The sequence below is a fragment of the Pseudomonas sp. UTLPPB19802 genome, from assembly GCF_059730225.1.
The window spans coordinates 4665090-4681336 of record NZ_AP048545.1 but is presented as its reverse complement, the minus strand read 5'-3'; the positions used below and the strand labels follow the sequence as shown (position 1 = coordinate 4681336).

At 64.0% G+C, this 16247-nt stretch carries 15 protein-coding genes; 10 read left to right on the top strand and 5 right to left on the bottom strand.

Translation table 11 applies throughout. The annotated features are described in order from the left end of the window. The first annotated feature begins 15 nt into the window (after positions 1-15). The 3 genes from AC6I6U_RS20125 to AC6I6U_RS20115 all read left to right on the top strand — a co-directional run bounded on the left by AC6I6U_RS20125 (position 16) and on the right by AC6I6U_RS20115 (position 3396). Positions 16-1917 carry a M48 family metallopeptidase gene (locus tag AC6I6U_RS20125; RefSeq protein WP_497877779.1) on the top strand — a complete coding sequence of 634 codons (1902 nt, stop codon included), beginning with the start codon at positions 16-18 and terminating at the stop codon, positions 1915-1917. Continuing rightward, entirely contained in the window at positions 1914-2420 is a 507-nt protein-coding gene (locus AC6I6U_RS20120; RefSeq protein ID WP_497877778.1) for a GNAT family N-acetyltransferase, read from the top strand. Before AC6I6U_RS20125 ends, AC6I6U_RS20120 begins: the two co-directional genes overlap by 4 nt. A gap of 70 nt (positions 2421-2490) precedes the next feature. Next, on the top strand, positions 2491-3396 hold the full coding sequence (locus AC6I6U_RS20115; RefSeq protein WP_497877777.1) for a LysR family transcriptional regulator: 906 nt from the start codon (positions 2491-2493) through the stop codon (positions 3394-3396). Here the strand turns inward: AC6I6U_RS20115 and AC6I6U_RS20110 are convergent. The 3 genes from AC6I6U_RS20110 to AC6I6U_RS20100 all read right to left on the bottom strand — a co-directional run bounded on the left by AC6I6U_RS20110 (position 3386) and on the right by AC6I6U_RS20100 (position 6562). Next, positions 3386-4156 (bottom strand): substrate-binding domain-containing protein, encoded by a 771-nt coding sequence (locus AC6I6U_RS20110; RefSeq protein WP_497877776.1) that lies wholly within the window; start codon positions 4154-4156, stop codon positions 3386-3388. The genes AC6I6U_RS20115 and AC6I6U_RS20110 overlap by 11 nt on opposite strands. Positions 4157-4203: 47 nt before the next feature. Continuing rightward, positions 4204-5502 (bottom strand): MFS transporter, encoded by a 1299-nt coding sequence (locus AC6I6U_RS20105; protein WP_497877775.1) that lies wholly within the window; start codon positions 5500-5502, stop codon positions 4204-4206. A gap of 181 nt (positions 5503-5683) precedes the next feature. Continuing rightward, on the bottom strand, positions 5684-6562 hold the full coding sequence (locus AC6I6U_RS20100; RefSeq protein ID WP_497877774.1) for a LysR family transcriptional regulator: 879 nt from the start codon (positions 6560-6562) through the stop codon (positions 5684-5686). 244 nt (positions 6563-6806) lie between these two features. On the opposite strand from AC6I6U_RS20100, the gene AC6I6U_RS20095 reads away from it, so the two are divergent. The 7 genes from AC6I6U_RS20095 (at position 6807) to AC6I6U_RS20065 (ending at position 15022) form a co-directional block, all read left to right on the top strand. Further along, entirely contained in the window at positions 6807-8120 is a 1314-nt protein-coding gene (locus tag AC6I6U_RS20095) for an MFS transporter (RefSeq protein WP_497877773.1), read from the top strand. 180 nt (positions 8121-8300) lie between these two features. Next, complete coding sequence (gene phnN, locus AC6I6U_RS20090; protein WP_497883070.1) at positions 8301-8864, top strand: phosphonate metabolism protein/1,5-bisphosphokinase (PRPP-forming) PhnN; 564 nt, start codon at positions 8301-8303, stop codon at positions 8862-8864. 132 nt (positions 8865-8996) lie between these two features. Then, a complete protein-coding gene (locus tag AC6I6U_RS20085) occupies positions 8997-9656 on the top strand; it encodes an ABC transporter ATP-binding protein (RefSeq protein ID WP_497877772.1) in 660 nt (219 codons plus the stop codon). After that, a complete protein-coding gene (locus AC6I6U_RS20080; RefSeq protein ID WP_497877771.1) occupies positions 9653-12142 on the top strand; it encodes an ABC transporter permease in 2490 nt (829 codons plus the stop codon). Before AC6I6U_RS20085 ends, AC6I6U_RS20080 begins: the two co-directional genes overlap by 4 nt. Further along, on the top strand, positions 12132-13208 hold the full coding sequence (locus AC6I6U_RS20075) for a lipocalin-like domain-containing protein (RefSeq protein WP_497877770.1): 1077 nt from the start codon (positions 12132-12134) through the stop codon (positions 13206-13208). Before AC6I6U_RS20080 ends, AC6I6U_RS20075 begins: the two co-directional genes overlap by 11 nt. A 172-nt stretch (positions 13209-13380) precedes the next feature. Next, entirely contained in the window at positions 13381-14232 is an 852-nt protein-coding gene (locus AC6I6U_RS20070) for a class I SAM-dependent methyltransferase (RefSeq protein ID WP_497883069.1), read from the top strand. A 1-nt stretch (position 14233) separates the two neighbouring features. Next, on the top strand, positions 14234-15022 hold the full coding sequence (locus tag AC6I6U_RS20065; protein ID WP_497877769.1) for a class I SAM-dependent methyltransferase: 789 nt from the start codon (positions 14234-14236) through the stop codon (positions 15020-15022). Positions 15023-15121: 99 nt separating this feature from the next. Here AC6I6U_RS20065 and AC6I6U_RS20060 read toward each other — a convergent pair whose 3' ends face one another. Together AC6I6U_RS20060 and AC6I6U_RS20055 are read right to left on the bottom strand one after the other, a co-directional pair. Next, positions 15122-15835: a hypothetical protein gene (locus AC6I6U_RS20060; RefSeq protein WP_497877768.1), complete on the bottom strand. Its 714-nt coding sequence runs from the start codon at positions 15833-15835 to the stop codon at positions 15122-15124. A gap of 33 nt (positions 15836-15868) precedes the next feature. Then, on the bottom strand, positions 15869-16213 hold the full coding sequence (locus AC6I6U_RS20055; protein WP_497877767.1) for a DUF7079 family protein: 345 nt from the start codon (positions 16211-16213) through the stop codon (positions 15869-15871). Positions 16214-16247 lie beyond the last annotated feature (34 nt).

The window sequence follows — 16247 nt, the reverse complement described above, 5'->3', positions numbered from 1 at the left end:
AACCACGGACGGCTCATGAATTTCTTTGAACACCAGGACCGCGCCCGCCGTCACACCGGCCAACTGGTCCTGCTGATGGTTTTGGCGGTCGCCAGCCTGATCGCCCTGACCAGCCTGGCGTTGACCCTGATCTGGCACTTCTATGGCGAATCGGAAAGCCGGCGCAGCGTGACACCGGTACTCGACCCGTCGCTGGTCATCGCCGTGGCGGTGGTAGTGATCGGCGTGGTGCTGTGTGGCTCGTTGTACAAGCGCGTGCAGTTGAATGCCGGCGGCAAGATGGTCGCCGAAAGTCTCGGCGGGCGCCTGATCAACCTGGCGCCGCAGGACTTCTATGAAAAGCGCCTGCTCAATGTGGTCGAGGAAATGGCCCTGGCTTCCGGCACGCCGGTGCCGTCGGTGTATGTCCTCGACGATGACGGCATCAATGCCTTCGCCGCCGGCCTGAGTCCCAAGGATGCAGTGATCGGCGTGACCCGGGGCGCGATGAGCCTGCTTGATCGCGAAGAGCTGCAGGGCGTGATCGCCCACGAGTTCAGCCATATCTACAACGGCGACATGCGCCTGAATATGCGCCTGATCGCCTTGCTCCACGGCATCCTGCTGATCGGCCTGATCGGCTCCTGGGTGTTGCGCAGCGATACCGGTTCGTCGCGCCGCTCCTCGAATGACAACAAGGGCGAGCTGTTCAAGCTGGCCATCGGTTTGACCTTGTTGATACTTGGCTATGCCGGGACGTTTTTCGGCAACCTGATCAAGGCCGCTGTCAGTCGCCAGCGCGAATTCCTTGCCGATGCCTCGGCGGTGCAGTTCACCCGCAATCCCGACAGCATCGGCGGTGCCCTGAAGAAGATCGGCGGCCATGCAGCCGGTTCGCAGTTGCAGGCGGCGAACGCGGCGCAATTCAGCCATCTTTACTTCGGGGCGGGTATCAAGTCGGCCATCGACGGCCTGTTCGCCACTCATCCGCCGCTGGAGGAGCGCATTCGTCGGGTCGAGCCAGGGTGGGATGGCCAGTATCCGCAGGTGAAACGCTCCAGGCAAAATCCCGCGGATCTGGTTGCGCCCCCGACCGCGCCTGTCCGCCTGCCCAAGGCACCAGCCTTTGCCGATGCGGCGGTTGCCCAGTCCATCGCTGCCATCGGTGACCCTGGCCTGGCGCATCTGCAAGAGGCCCAGGACACGCTGCAAGCCCTGCCTGAAGCCCTGATCCAGGCTGCCCACGACAAGGAAGGTGCCCAGGCGCTGGTCTACGGCCTGTTGCTCGACTCGGTTGAGGTGCTTCGACAACAGCAGCTCGACCTGTTGCGCCCGCATCTGCAACCGGCACTGGCCGAACGACTGGAGGCCTTGCGTGCACCGCTGCGCGACGTGCCCCAGGGCCAACGCCTGGCCCTGATCGACCTGTCGATTCCGGCGCTCAAGCAGTTGGGCAAGGACGAGTTCGCCGCCATGAAGCGTCATATGGCCTTGCTGATTCGTGCCGATGACCGTGTCGAGCTGATGGAGTGGACGTTGCTGCGCATCGTCGAGCGCAATGTCGAAGGGCTGCGCTCGGTGGCCGGCAAGCACCGGCTGGAGACGCTGGCTGACGAGGTTTCGTTGCTGTTGTCGTTTCTCGCCCGCGCCGGCCAGGCTGATCCGATCAAGGCAGGGCAGGCCTACGCCCATGGCTGCGCCGAGTTGCCGTTCGTGGTGCCGGGCTTCAAGACCGAGGGCGACCTGAAGGCGCTGGAGGCGGCCCTGCATCGCCTGGCCAGCCTGTTGCCGTTGCAGAAGCCGCAACTGCTCAAGGCCATGGCTTGCTGTATTGGTCATGATGGCCAGGTCAGCGCTGCGGAAGCTGAACTTATGCGAGCCGTCGCCGATATCCTGGATTGCCCGATGCCGCCGTTGCTCACGGAGACCCGCCCATGATGCCTTTCAAGGTACGCCACGCCAGTACCGCCGATTGCGTGCAGCTCAGCCATATCGCCTGCCGGACCTTCGCCATGGCCTGTCCGGCCAGTACGCCGGCGCTGGAAATCGCCCGGCATATCGAGGGCAATCTGCAACCCGTGCATTTCGGCGGCCTGCTGCAAGAGCCCGGCAAGATTCTCCTGGTGCTTGAGCTGGATGAGCAGTTGATCGGCTACAGCCTGCTGACTCTCACCCCCGACCCCGTTGGCGTCGACATCGCCGACGCGGCCCAGGAATTCACCCGTTGCTACGTGGCACCGGAATTCCACGGCACAGGGGCCGCCGGATTCCTGATGAGCGAATCGTTCAAGTATCTGGCGGGCCCGGTCCGCCTGAGTGTCAGCGAGGAGAACCCGAGGGCGATCCGCTTCTACGAGCGCCAGGGATTTCGTATCGTCGGCGAGACCACCTTCCAGTGTGGCAGTGATCTGCAACGCGACTGGCTGATGTTGCGCGACTAAAACGGCACAATGCATCTATCAGGGGAACTCATGCGTTAAACTGATCAATCAGTTTTCGTGAGTATCCCCCGTGGCCATCAACTTCGATTTGAACGACCTGCAGGCCTTCCGCGCCGTGGTCGAGCAGGGCAGTTTTCGCAAGGCGGCCCAGGCCATCAACCTGTCCCAGCCGGCCCTCAGTCGGCGGGTGGAAAAGCTCGAAGAGGCGCTTGGCGTGCGGTTGTTCGAACGTACCACTCGACGGGTCAGCCTGACCCAGGTCGGCCGCGCCTTCGCGCCGACGGTGGAGCGCCTGCTGGACGACCTGGATGTGGCGCTGCTGGGCATCACCGATGTCGCTTCGACCCGGCTGGGGCATGTCACCGTGGCCTGCGTGCCGTCGGCGGCCTACTACTTCATGCCCAGGGTGGTTGCCCACTATCACCGGCAGTATCCGAAGATCAAGGTCAAGGTGCTCGATTCCAGCGCCAACGACGTGCACGCCGCGGTACTCAGCGGCGAGGCGGATTTCGGCCTGAGCTTTACCGGCAACCTGCAGCCGGAAATCGAGTTCGAGCTGCTGGTGGAAGAGCGCTACGTGGTCGCCTGTCGTCGTGACCACCCGCTGGCCGGGCGGGCCAGTGTGAGCTGGAAGGAGCTGTACCAGCAGGACTACATCAGCCTCGACAAGACCTCGGGCAACCGCTTTCTGCTCGACCAGGCACTGATCCGCATCACCCCGGAAAAACCGGGTGTATGCGAGACTCGGCATGTCACGACCATGATCGGGTTGGTGGAGGCGGGATTGGGCGTGGCCGCAGTGCCGACCATGGCGATGCCGGGGCCGGAGCATCCGATCCTGACCAGCGTGCCGCTGGTCGAACCGCAGGTGATGCGCAAGGTCGGGCTGCTCAAGCGCCGGGGCAGGGTGCTGACCCCGGCGGCCTTGGAGTTGGAGCGGTTGATCGTGGAAATGAAGCAGCCGGTCAACGGCTGACGGAATCCAGCCCGGTGGCCTTGACCGTCGCCTGGGCGGCCGGGGCTGCCAGGTACTGCAGCAGTGCCTTGGCCTGTTCCGGATGTTGTGCGCCCACGGGAATGCCGGCGGCGAAGCGGGTCACCGACTGCAGCGATTCCGGGATCTTGCCGACATAGGTCACCCCCGGCACCGGCAGCAGTTCGCTGACCTGTTGGAAACCCAGCTGGTACTCGCCGGTGGCGACCACCGAGGCCACCGGGATTTTCGGCACCATGCTTGCCTTGGGCTTGAGTTGCGCCTCGATACCCAGGCGCTTGAACAGCTGATCCTGGATGTACACGCCGCTGGCGCTATCGGAGTAGGCCACGGACTTGGCCTTGAGCAGGGTGTTCTTCAACTCCTGCTCGGTGCCGATCGCCGGCTTGGCGCTGCCTTCGCGTACCACCAGGCCAATGCGCGAGTCGGCCAGTTCGACGCGTGAGTCAGGCAGTACCTTGCCTTGCTTGATCAGTTCGTCGAGGGCGTAGCCGACCATGATCACGACATCGGCCTTCTCGCCGCGCTCCAGCCGGTTGGGGATTGCCTCTGGCGCCTTGCCCATGGACGGGCCGAGGGCGGTGTCGAGGGTGTTGCCGGTTTCGGCCGCGAATTTCGGGCCGAGTATCTTGTAGGCAGCGGTGAAACCGCCGGAGGTCATCACGCGAACTTCCTCGGCCTGGGCGACGCCGCCCAGGGCCAGGCTGCCGATCAGGGCCACTTTCAGGAACAGTGCTTTCATCGGGTTTCTCTTGTTTGAGTAGGAAAGATGGAGAGCGGTGCGCTGATCTACAGGGCCGGCTTGAGCTGCATATTCGCCTTGCGATACAGGAACACCGTCGCACACAGCGCGCAGATCGCCGCAAAACTCATCCAGTAACCCGGCGCAGCCTTGTCGCCGGTGTATTCGATCAGCGCCGTGGAAATCGCCGGGGTGAAGCCACCGAACACGGCGGTCGCCAGGCTGTAGGCCAGGGAGAAACCGGCCACGCGGACTTCCGCCGGCATGATCTCGGTCAGCGCGGCAATCATTGCGCCGTTGTACATCCCGTAGAGGAACGACAACCACAGCAGCACCAGCAGCATGCTGCTGAAGCTTGGCGCCTTGACCAGCAGCGCCAGTGCCGGATAGGCCGTGGCCAGGGTCAGCCCGGCCATCGTCAGCAGCACCGGGCGTCGGCCGATGCGGTCGGAGAGGGCGCCGCCCAGGGGCAGCCAGCAGAAGTTCGAAACTCCCACCAGCAGCGTCACCAGCAGGCTGTCGGCGGTACTCAGATGCAATACGGTCTTGCCGAAGGTCGGCGCGTAAACGGTGATCAGGTAGAAGGCGGTGGTGGTCAGGGCGACCATCAGCATCCCGGCGATCACGATCACCCAGTTCTGCGCCAGGGTGTTCAACACTTCGCGCATTTCCGGACGACGCTTGCGCTGGGCAAACTCCTCGGTTTCCGCCAGGTTGCGGCGCAGGAAGAAGATGAAGGGTACGATCAGGCAGCCGACCATGAACGGAATGCGCCAGCCCCAGTCGGCGACGGCGCTGGGGGCCATCCACTGGTTCAGCCCATAACCCAGGGCGGCGGCGACCACTACGGCGACCTGCTGGCTGCAGGACTGCCAGGCGACGAAAAAGCCCTTGCGGCCTGGGGTGGCGATTTCTGCCAGGTAAACCGAAACGCCACCCAGTTCCGCACCGGCGGAGAACCCTTGCAACAGGCGCCCGAGCAGAACCAGGGCCGGAGCCAACAGGCCGATGCTTTCGTAGCCGGGCACCAGCACGATCAGGATGGTGCCGCTGGCCATGATCGACAGGGTGACGATCAGCCCCTTGCGCCGGCCGACCTCGTCGATGTACGCGCCGAGGATCACCGCGCCCAACGGACGCATGAGGAAGCCGGCGCCGAACACCGCGAAGGTCATCATCAGCGAGGCGAACTCACTGCTGGCGGGGAAGAAGGCGGCGGCGATATAGGTGGCGTAGAAGCCGAACAGGAAGAAGTCGAACTGCTCGAGGAAGTTGCCCGAGGTGACACGAAAGACCGCGCCCGCCTTGGCACGGGCGGAACTGGCGGTGGGTGGTGTGGCGTGCATCGTTAGGTCTCCAGCGTTTTTATGGCCTGCATCGCGTGCAGATTTTTATTGGCGGGGATACTGGATCAGCCTTATCGATTTGATAAGTGCATTTTTAGAATGGATTGATGCGTTTGGTGGATCAGAGCGTTTTGATGCTTCTCATGGACTTGCTGCAGGAAGGGGGCTGGAGCTTTTGTGGTCAGGCGAACCTTCCCAACATGAACTCGATAAAACTGCTCAGCTTCGGCGTCATGTGCTTGTCTGGCAGGTACACCAGGTGCAATGGCCGGTCCAGCGTCTCGTGATCGGGCAACAGGTGGACCAGGCGTCCATCCTTCAGTGCCTCCTGCACCAGTGTCTGCGGTAGCAGAACGATGCCGAGGCCTTCCAGTGCCGCGTTCATCAGGGCGTTGCCGTTGTTGGCCGATAGCTGACCATGCACCCGTACGCTTTCATTGCTTACCCCGCGGAACAGCCAGTCGCGCTGCGCCGTGGCCCGCAGGAACACCAGGCAGTTGTGCTGCTGCAGGTCCGCCGGAATCTGCGGCGTGCCGTGAGCCTCCAGGTACGCCGGCGACGCACAGGCGATGCGCCGGTTCTTGTTCAACAGGCGGGCCACCAGGCCGCTGTTGGGCAGTTCACCGTAGCGGAACACCACGTCGAAACCTTCTTCCGCCAGGTCCACCACGCGGTCGTTGAACTGCAGTTCTATGTTCACTTCGGGGTACAGCTTGAGGTAGGCGGCGATCGCCGGCATCAGGCGGTCCGAGGCCAGGGTCGCCGAGGCGCTGATCCGCAGACGGCCACGGGGATGGGCGCGCTGTTCACGGGCGATCAGTTCGGCCTGTTCGATCTGGCTGAGAATGGCCAGGCACTGGGTGTAGTAGCCCTGGCCGATCTCGGTCAGGCTCTGGCGGCGGGTGGTGCGGTGCAGCAGGCGGGTGCCCAGGTGTTTTTCCAGGCTCTGGACGTGGTTGCCGACCATGGTCGAGGAAATGCCGATGGACTGGGCTGCCGCACTGAAGCTGCCGTGGTCCACCACCTTGACGAAGACCTTCATGCTAGCCAGGACGTCCATTGCCAACCTTTTATTGGGAGTGATCCAAGAAAGCGCTAGTTTATCAAGCAGGGCTATGGGATCACCATGGGCGGCGAGACGCGACAACGCCTTGTTCGAGGTTGTACAGGCAAGGTTCAGCAAGAGGCCGTTATCGATAGTGGGCAAGCAGTCATGATCCGCGCGGTGCAGCGGATTTCGGGGGTGTGTGATCAGCGGGTTATCGGGGTTTTTCAGGTTGCGTCTGTCGCGGCAGGCCAGTGGCATGTTGGCGATCCTGATCGCCATCGGCCTGTCGTCGCTGGATACCGCCATTGCCAATACGGCGCTGCCGGCCATTTCCAGTAGCCTGCACACCACGCCGGCGGCCTCGGTGTGGATCATCAACGCCTATCAACTGGCGGCAGTGGCGACCATCCTGGCCTTCGCTTCCCTCGGCGGCGTGCTTGGGCATCGTCGGGTCTACATGTTTGGCCTGGTGTTGTTCACGGTGGCTTCGGCACTGTGCGCGATGTCGACCACCCTGACCCAGCTGACGCTTGCCAGGGTGCTGCAGGGCATCGGTGGCAGCGCGATCATGAGTGTCAATGCGGCACTGATCTTCAGCCTGTTTCCGCCGGAAAAGCTCGGCAAGGGCATGGGCCTCAATGCCCTGGTGGTGGGCATTTCCTTCGCCGCCGGGCCGACTGTGGCCTCGCTGATCCTGTCGGTGGCCGACTGGCCCTGGCTGTTCGGGGTGAATATCCCGATTGGCCTGCTCGCGCTGGCGATGGCGATTCCTTCGTTGCCGCAGACACCGCCCAATGGCCAGCGCTTTGCCTGGGGGACTGCGGGATTGAGTGCGTTGACCTTCGGTTCGCTGATCTATGCGTTGGGCGAGGGTGCCCAGTTTGCCGGCGCGACGGCGATCTGTCTGGCACTGCTGGTATGCGTGTGCGCCGGTTACCTGATGATTCGCCGTGAGGCAGGGCACCCGGCCCCCTTGTTTCCGCTCGATCTGCTCAAGCGGCCGATGTTTGCCTTGTCGGCCCTGACGGCATTCTGCTCCTTTGCCACCCAGGGCTTGGCGTTCGTGTCACTGCCGTTCTTTTTCGAGACGGTGTTGGGCCGCGATCCGGTGCAGACCGGCTACCTGATGACGCCCTGGTCGGTGGTGGTGGCGTTGATCGCACCGTTCGCCGGGCGCCTGTCGGACCGTTATCCGCCCGGGTTGCTGGGGGGCATCGGCCTGGGCGTGCTGTCGCTGGGGATGTTGTCCCTGGCCTTGCTGCCCAGTGATCCGAGTGCTCTGGATATCGGTATTCGCATGGTGATCTGCGGGCTGGGCTTCGGTTTCTTCCAGTCGCCGAACCAGAAGGCGCTGCTGACCAGCGCACCCCGCGAGCGCAGCAGTGGCGCCAGCGGCACCATTGCCACGGCGCGGTTGCTCGGACAGTCGACCGGGGCGGCGCTGGTGGCGTTGAGTTTCGGTCTGTCGAGCCATCAGGGGCCGGTGCTGGCCTTGTATATCGGCGCGGGGTTTGCGGCGGCGGCCTGCCTGGCGAGCTTTTCACGGTTGGTGGCGCGTAATGATGTTTGAGGCTGGGTGGGATGGCCGCCCGTAGGGCGGTTCGCGGGCAAGCCCGGCTCCTACAGGATGGGGGTGGGGTTGTAGGCGGCCAGTACTGGAAAAACGGCGGCGATTGGATATCCTTTGCGGCGATTATTGATTTGGCCAGCCGGTGATCCAGGCGTGGCGACACGTGCAGAGGATGTGGTGATGGCGGGCAGGTTGATCTATCTCATCGGGCCTTCGGGCTCCGGCAAGGACAGCCTGCTCGACGCCGCCCGCGATCCCTTGGCGCAACGTGGCTGTCGGATCGTGCGGCGGGTCATCACCCGCTCCGCCGAGGCGGTCGGCGAGGCGGCCCACGGGGTCAGCGCCGAGCAGTTTGCGCAGATGCGCCAGCAGGGCGCCTTTGCCCTGAGCTGGGAGGCCAATGGCCTGAGCTACGGCATTCCCCGCGAAATAGACCAGTGGCTGGCGGATGGCCAGGATGTGCTGGTCAACGGCTCGCGCGGCTATCTGGCGCAGGCTCGCGCGCGTTATCCCGAGCTGCTGGCGGTGCTGCTGACGGTGGACCAGGCGGTATTGCGCGAGCGCCTGCTGGCGCGTGGCCGGGAATCGTTGCCGGACATCGAGGCACGGCTGGCGCGCAACGCGCAGTTCAACCTCGGCGCAGGCGCTCTGGCGGCGGACGATCCGGCGCTGGTGCTGCTGGACAATTCCGGGCCGATCCAGCAGACCGTGAGCCGGTTGCTGACCCTTGTCGGCGAGGCGTGAGCCGATCCCCGCAGCCAGTTTTGCCGACTGATCGAGGGTGCAAAAAATCCCGTGATGCCCTATAACGGCTGACATCGCAGAGTCCGGCCTGGCGTTTTGCCGGTCGGGCTTTGTCTCGGGACGAGGTTATCGATGTTGCGCATTCGCGGGTTGAGCAAGGCCTACGCCACGGCCCAGGGGCCGCTGGCCGTGTTGCAGGGCGTGGATCTGGAGTTGGAGCAGGGCGCGAGCCTGGCGTTGATGGGCGAGTCGGGCAGCGGCAAGAGTACCCTGCTGCACCTGGTGGCCGGCCTGGACCGTGCCGACAGCGGTGCGATCGAGGTGGGCGGGCGTGATCTCTGTCAGCTTAACGAGGTGCAACTGGCCAACTGGCGACGCCAGGACATCGGCCTGATCTTCCAGCAGTTCAACCTGATTCCCAGCCTGACGGTGGCCGACAACCTGGCGTTCCAGGCACGCTTGGCCGGGCGCCATGATCGGCACTGGGAGCGCCAACTGGTCGAGCGCCTGGGGCTCGGGCAGACGCTGTCGCGGTATCCCGAGCAACTCTCCGGCGGCCAGCAGCAACGGGTCGCCCTCGGCCGGGCACTGGCGGCGCGACCGCCGCTGATCCTGGCCGACGAACCCACCGGCAGCCTCGACGAAGGCACCAGCGACGAGGTGCTGGATGTGCTGCTGGAACTGCTCGCCGACAATGCCACCAGCCTGTTGATGGTCACCCACAGTGAGCGCATGGCCAGCCGCCTGCAGCGTCGAGTGCGTTTGCACAATGGCCGGCTGAGCGAGTCATGAGGACGTTCTACTGGGCCTTGCGAGCCCTGCTCAGTCACTGGTGGCGCCATCGCGTGCAACTGGCCAGCGTCCTGGCTGGCCTGTGGTTGGCCACGGCCTTGCTGATTGGCGTGCAGGCCCTCAACAGCCAGGCTCGAGACAGTTATGCGCGGGCCAGCCAACTGATCGGCGGTGCGGCGCCTTACCGGCTGATCAGCCGCGATGGCGGGCATTTCGAGCAGCATTTGTTTGTCCGGTTGCGCTTGGCGGGATGGCCGGTTTCGCCCTTGTTGCAGGGTCGCCTGGAGCTGGATGATCCTCGCCAGCCGGGGCATGCCCAGCATCTGCAGGTGCTGGGTATCGACCCGGTCAGCCTGCCACGGGGCAGTACCCTGGCGGGACAGTCGGTGGACAGCGAGCAATTGCTGGCGTTCATCGGCACGCCGGGGCAGACCTGGGTAGCGGTGGATACGTTGCGGCGCCTCGGGCTGAAGGTCGGTGATCGGCCGCGCAGTGCGGACGGTCAACGGTTGCCGCCGTTGGCGCTGCGCCCGCAGTTGCCGCCCGGCTTGCTGCTGATGGATATCGGTGTGGCGCAACAGGTGCTCAATGCGCCGGGGCAGCTTTCGCAACTGGTGCTGGCGACCGACTTCGCCCGTGCCGAACCCTCGCTGCCAGCAGACTTGGCCAACCGTCTGCGCCTGCAGGCTCCGGGTGATGAAAGCGACCTGGCGCACCTGACCGAGAGCTTTCACCTCAACCTCAGTGCCCTCGGCTTCCTGGCGTTCATCGTCGGCCTGTTCATCGTTCACGGGGCCATCGGCCTGGCCCTGGAGCAGCGTCGTGGCCTGTTGCGTACCTTGCGCTCCTGCGGGGTCAGCGCCCGCTGCCTGCTGAGTGCGCTGACGGTGGAACTGCTGGCGTTTGCCCTGGTGGGTGGTGCGCTTGGCGTGGTCAGCGGCTACGGGCTGGCCAGCCTGCTGCTGCCGGACGTGGCGGCCAGTCTGCGTGGCCTCTATGGGGCGGAAGTCGCAGGCAGCCTCAACTTGCCGCCGAGCGACTGGCTGGCCGGGCTCGGGCTGTCCATGGGCGGCGCCTTGCTGGCCGGTGCCGGCAGTGTCTGGCGGGCAGCGCGCCTGCCATTGCTGGCGCTGGCCCAGGCCGAAGCCTGGCGCGCGGCCCAGGCCCGTCGCCTGCGCCAGCAGTTCTGGCTGGCTGCGTCGCTGGCCCTGGTCGTACCGGCCTGCATCGTTTGGGGCAACAGCCTGGCCAGCGGTTTCGCCTTGATGGCGGCGCTGCTGATTGCGGCGGCACTGCTGCTGCCGGTGTGCCTGCATGCGCTGTTGAGCGGCCTGTTGCCGATCTGCCGGCGGCCCCTGAGCCAATGGTTCATCGCCGACAGCCGCCAGCAGTTGCCGGCCCTGAGCCTGGCGCTGATGGCCTTGTTGCTGGCCCTGGCCGCGAATATCGGCGTGGGCAGCATGACCTCGGGCTTTCGCCAGACCTTTACCGGCTGGCTCGACCAGCGCCTGTTCGCCCAGCTGTACATCACCACCCAGGATGCCGGGCAGGACGCCCCCCTGGAACAGTGGCTGGCGGCGCGCAGCGATATCCAGGCGATCATGCCGGGCTGGGATGCCGAGATCAGCCTGCAGGGCTGGCCGACCCAGGTGCGCGGCCTGCCGGATGTGCCGACCTATCGCCAGCACTGGCCGCTGCTGGAGTCGACTGACGACGCCTGGCAACGCTGGTTGGCGGGCGAGGGCGTGATGGTCAGCGAGCAGTTGGCGCGCCACCTGAAGCTCACGCTCGGCCAGGCGCTGGTATTGCCGACCCCGGTCGGCGACTGGTCGCTGCCGGTGCTTGGGGTGTATGCCGACTACGGCAATCCCAAGGGCCATCTGTTGCTCGACGCACGTGCGCTGCGAGCCCATTGGCCGCAACTGCGACCGACCCGCTATAGCCTGCTGACCGCAGCCGAGGCGGTGGCACCCCTCAAGCAGGCCCTGCAGCAGGCCTTTCATTTCGATGACGCGCACCTGATCGACCAGAGCGAACTCAAGGGCACCGCGAGCAAGGTCTTCGAACGCACCTTTGCCGCGACCACGGCCCTCAACAGCCTGACCCTTGGTGTAGCCGGCGTCGCGCTGTTCATCAGCCTGCTGAGCCTGAGCGAAAGTCGGCTGGCGCAACTGGCGCCGCTGTGGGCACTGGGTGTCGGTCGTCGCCAGTTGCTGTTGTTGAGCCTGGGGCAGACCTTGTTGCTGGGTTCGCTCACCTTGTTGCTGGCGATTCCCCTGGGCCTGGCGTTGGCCTGGTGCCTGGTCGCGGTGGTGAACGTCCAGGCGTTCGGCTGGCGCCTGCCGATGATCGTGTTCCCCTGGCAATTGCTGCAACTGTCGCTGATGGCGCTGGTGGTGACCCTGGTGGCGGCCGCCTGGCCGTTGTGGAAGTTGCTGCGGGTCAGCCCGGTGGCCTTGCTGAGGACCTTTGCCAATGAACGCTAGGGGCACGCTTGCACTGTTGTTCGGCCTGCTGCTGGTGGGCTGCGATCAATCGCCTGTGCCTGAGGAAGGGTTTGCCGGGCTGGGTTCCCGCGCCGCCGATTTTGCCCAGGTGGTGCCGGGGCAGACGCTTGAGTTTCCCCGCGATCATGGCCCCCATCGCGACTACCGCATCGAATGGTGGTACATCACCGCCAACCTCAAGGATGCCGAGGGCCACAGCTATGGTGTGCAATGGACGTTGTTTCGCAGCGCGCTGCAGGTCCCCGGCGAGCTGACCGGTTGGAGCGAGCCGACCTTGTGGATGGGGCACGCGGCGCTGACCAGCGAGCACGGCCATCACTTCGCCCAGGCCCTGGCCCGTGGTGGAGTCGGCACCGCCGGAGTCGAGGCCGAGCCCCTGCACGCCTGGATCGATGACTGGCAACTGCGCAGCCTGTCGCCCGCCAACCAGGGGCTGGGGCAGATGCAACTGAGCGCCCATGGCAGCGACTTCGCCTATCGCTTGAACCTGAGCAGCGAACGGCCACTGGTGTTGCAGGGCGATCACGGCTACAGCCTGAAGTCCGGCAAGGGACAGGCGTCGTGGTACTACAGCCAGCCGTATTTCCAGGTGAACGGCAGCCTGCAGGTCGACGGGCGTGAAGTCCAGGTCAGTGGCCAGGCCTGGCTCGACCGCGAGTGGAGCAGCCAACCGTTGGCGGCGGAGCAGTCGGGCTGGGACTGGTTTTCCCTGCACCTGGCCGATGGGGCGAAGGTCATGTTGTTCCAGGTGCGGCAGCAGGGCGGCGAGGCCTATCGGGCCGGGACCTGGATCGGTGCCGATGGCCAGGCGCAGGTGCTGCGTAGCGACGATATCGTGTTGACGCCAGGGCGGCAGGCCAGTGTCACCGGGCGGCAGTTGCCGGTGGAGTGGCGACTGGAGATTCCGAGCAAACAGCTACGTATCGAGACGAAACCGCTGCGGGACGATGCATGGATGGGTACGACGTTCTCCTACTGGGAGGGGCCGATCAGTCTGAGCGGCAGTCAGCAGGGCGTGGGGTATCTGGAAATGACGGGTTATTGATGAAGGTGGCCTGCTACAGTAAGGCTGAGCGGCTGGCGCTGGCTAGACTGATCCTTGCGATAGACACGAACGGCTGTTTCATCTTATTCAAATAAGAATCATTTGCGTTATAGTGTGGCCATCCACTTTCCGGAGTCGCCACATGAGCAACAGTTTGCACTGAGCACACGACATCCCGGCGGGTCGCGACATCCCGTCTTCTGCAACGGCCGCCCTGGCCCATGCGATCAGCGATACCCTGCGCATTCCCCTGGCCGCGCGGGCCCTGGGCGATAGCCTGTTCCCCAAGGTTGCGGTCCACGATGCCAGCGCGCGCCAAGCGCTGGCCCAACTGGGCGATGACGGCAAGCTCTGGCTCCGGCAACGATCTTCGGTGTATGGCGTGCTGTCGCGTACCGGGATCTTTCGCGGCCTGGCCCTGGATTACCTGAAGGCTCATCCAGCGGGGCACGTGGTCAATCTCGGTTGCGGGCTGAGCCATTATTTCCAGTGGCTGGACAACGGCCAGGCGCGCATGACCGATGCGGACCTGCCGGATGTGATGGTGCTGCGTCGCGAGCTCTTTGGCGCGCCGGGCGAACGACAGACGCTGCTCGACCTGGACCTGTGCCAGTCCGGTTGGTGGGATCGCCTCGGCCTGCCGTCCGGGCGTGACGGGGCGCCGGTCTTCTTGATGAGCGAGGGCGTGCTGATGTACCTGCCGCCCGAGGTGGTGTTCGCTGTGTTCGTCGAGTTCGGCGAGCGGGCACCGGCCGGCTCGGTATTCGTTTTCGACGCGATCTGCTGGCTGGCGGCGGGCCGTGCCAGGCAGCATCCGGCGGTGCGCCACACACGGGCCGACTTCGCCTGGGGGCCACGCCGTCCCACCGAACTGGTGGCGCCGCATCCACGCCTGCAACTGGCGGCGGCTCACCAGGTGATGGAGGGCTACGGCTTGCCATATTCTCTCGTCGGGCCACTGTTCCGGCTGCTCATGCGCGTGCCGTTCTATGCGCTCTACGAACTGCGAACCAAGGATGACTGACATGACCACCGAACAAATCCGTTTCAACGATGGCGCTTCGTACGAGCGGTATATGGGCAAGTGGAGCCAATTGGCGGGCGAAGCGTTTCTCGACTGGCTTGCCCCGGCTCCAGGCCAGCGCTGGCTGGATATCGGCTGTGGCAACGGGGCTTTCACCGAGATGTTGATCGGGCGCTGTGCGCCGGCTGCGGTGACCGGCATCGATCCTTCCGCAGAGCAACTGGCCTACGCGCTGACCCGCGCGGCCTTGGGCGCAGTACAGTTCGACCAGGGTGACGCGATGGCTCTGCCTTATGGCGAGGGCGCGTTCGATGTCGCCGTGATGCCGCTGGTGATTTTCTTTGTTCCGAAGCCGGCGAAGGGGGTTGCCGAGATGAAACGGGTGGTCCGCCCTGGTGGGGTTGTCGCCGCTTATGCCTGGGACATGTTTGGCGGCGGTTTTCCCTATGAGGCGTTGTTGTCGGAAATACGCGGGCAGGGCATCGCGATTCCCAAGCCACCGAGTCCCGAGGCGTCACGGATCGAGGTCATGTGCGAGTTGTGGGCGGACGCCGGCCTGGAAGAAATTGAAACGCGAGTGATCGAGGTGCAGCGTACCTTCACCGATTTCGAGGACTTCTGGACGACCGCACTCGGTGCGCCGAGTGTCGGTGGGACTTTGGCGAAGATGGCTGCCTGGGATCTGGCATCACTCAAGGCGCGGATGCGTGAGCGACTGCCGGCGGATACCGGGGGTCGTATCACTTACAGTGCGCGGGCGAATGCGGTGACGGGGCGCGTCAGCGAATAGCCGGTTTTGACAATTGCCGGCCGAGCCTCGCTATTGCCGGGGGGGCGGTGGCGCGAAAGCCGGCACCGCCGTCTCTGACAACGACCGTGCAGGCGGCTGTCAGTTGAACTCCTTGTATCTCGACAGGATGTGCTTCGCAGCGTCCAGTGCTTTCATCAGGGCGTTATCGCCGTAGCCCATGCTCGTCAATTGCCTTGCGTACAGGCCAAGGAAGGTGTTCGTCTTTATTTTTGCAAGATCCAGCGTGGAACGGACTGCAACCAGAGCAGCAATTCTCTGGACGTCCTTTTTAATCGCCGAATGCCTGATTTCCTTCTGCCAGATTCTCAGATCCAGCCGCTCTGCAGTGAGCCCGTTGAAATACACAAGCATGAGGTCACGACTGTCGTTCGACTCGGCATCGGCGCTGAGAAAATGCTCCAGGGCACTCTCAAGCAACCCGGTGATTCCATCGATGATGTTTGTGGCTTTATCCTGGTCGGCTGGAATCCGGATAAAGTTCTTTACGCCAGCAATGACCTCTTGAGTGGCGTCCCTGCTGCCAGCGCTGCCGACTGCAAAGGACGTTCTGAATGTGTCGATCCAACTTTCTGGAGGAAGGGTTTTGTCGAACGACGAATCCAGCTCCAGGATCTGTTTTTCGATTTGCAGGGCAAGACCATCGGCTTTGGCTTCTGCCAGTTGGGCCAGCGCTTCGATCAGCTCTCTTTGGTCATTGTAGGCTTGCGTGTTTGAGTCGAGGTTTCTGATCAGGTTTCTAATTTGTCCCATCTGGCCATAAGCTCCTGTGTTGATCTGCTGTTTTTGAGTCAAGGCGGGTTTACTTGAACCTTTGAAACAAGCCCTTCACCCTTGCGGGAGACGGGCGGCCACCTGTTCCCAGCAGCTGGCGATTTCCCTGGCAATGGCTCCTCGATGGTTCCTGGGCATTGATTCGTCGGTAACCTTGAGGTTTTCCCGAAGCCATTCATCCGACCACCCAGCCCATTCCCCCGCCACACTCCTGAGGTTTGCCTCCAGCACGGGGAACACCTCGACCCACAGGATACGGTGGGCGTCTTCCGGCGAATACCCGGCCTCGACAACAGTACGCGCAATGTAGTCGTACGCCAGTTCGTCGATTTCGGTATCGAGAAACAACGACGAGAGCGCCTGCCAGAGCTTCAGGCGGTTGGTGTCGACGGCATTCATCGATGGTTCTCCAATGGGCGGTGCAGGATTCTCT

Coding starts and splice junctions, on each gene's coding strand:
- AC6I6U_RS20125 (WP_497877779.1), top strand. CDS start 16: ATGAATTTCTTTGAACACCAGGACCGCGCCCGCCGTCACACCGGCCAA.
- AC6I6U_RS20120 (WP_497877778.1), top strand. CDS start 1,914: ATGATGCCTTTCAAGGTACGCCACGCCAGTACCGCCGATTGCGTGCAG.
- AC6I6U_RS20110 (WP_497877776.1), bottom strand. CDS start 4,156: ATGAAAGCACTGTTCCTGAAAGTGGCCCTGATCGGCAGCCTGGCCCTG.
- AC6I6U_RS20105 (WP_497877775.1), bottom strand. CDS start 5,502: ATGCACGCCACACCACCCACCGCCAGTTCCGCCCGTGCCAAGGCGGGC.
- AC6I6U_RS20100 (WP_497877774.1), bottom strand. CDS start 6,562: ATGGACGTCCTGGCTAGCATGAAGGTCTTCGTCAAGGTGGTGGACCAC.
- AC6I6U_RS20095 (WP_497877773.1), top strand. CDS start 6,807: ATGTTGGCGATCCTGATCGCCATCGGCCTGTCGTCGCTGGATACCGCC.
- phnN (WP_497883070.1), top strand. CDS start 8,301: ATGGCGGGCAGGTTGATCTATCTCATCGGGCCTTCGGGCTCCGGCAAG.
- AC6I6U_RS20085 (WP_497877772.1), top strand. CDS start 8,997: ATGTTGCGCATTCGCGGGTTGAGCAAGGCCTACGCCACGGCCCAGGGG.
- AC6I6U_RS20080 (WP_497877771.1), top strand. CDS start 9,653: ATGAGGACGTTCTACTGGGCCTTGCGAGCCCTGCTCAGTCACTGGTGG.
- AC6I6U_RS20075 (WP_497877770.1), top strand. CDS start 12,132: ATGAACGCTAGGGGCACGCTTGCACTGTTGTTCGGCCTGCTGCTGGTG.
- AC6I6U_RS20065 (WP_497877769.1), top strand. CDS start 14,234: ATGACCACCGAACAAATCCGTTTCAACGATGGCGCTTCGTACGAGCGG.
- AC6I6U_RS20055 (WP_497877767.1), bottom strand. CDS start 16,213: ATGAATGCCGTCGACACCAACCGCCTGAAGCTCTGGCAGGCGCTCTCG.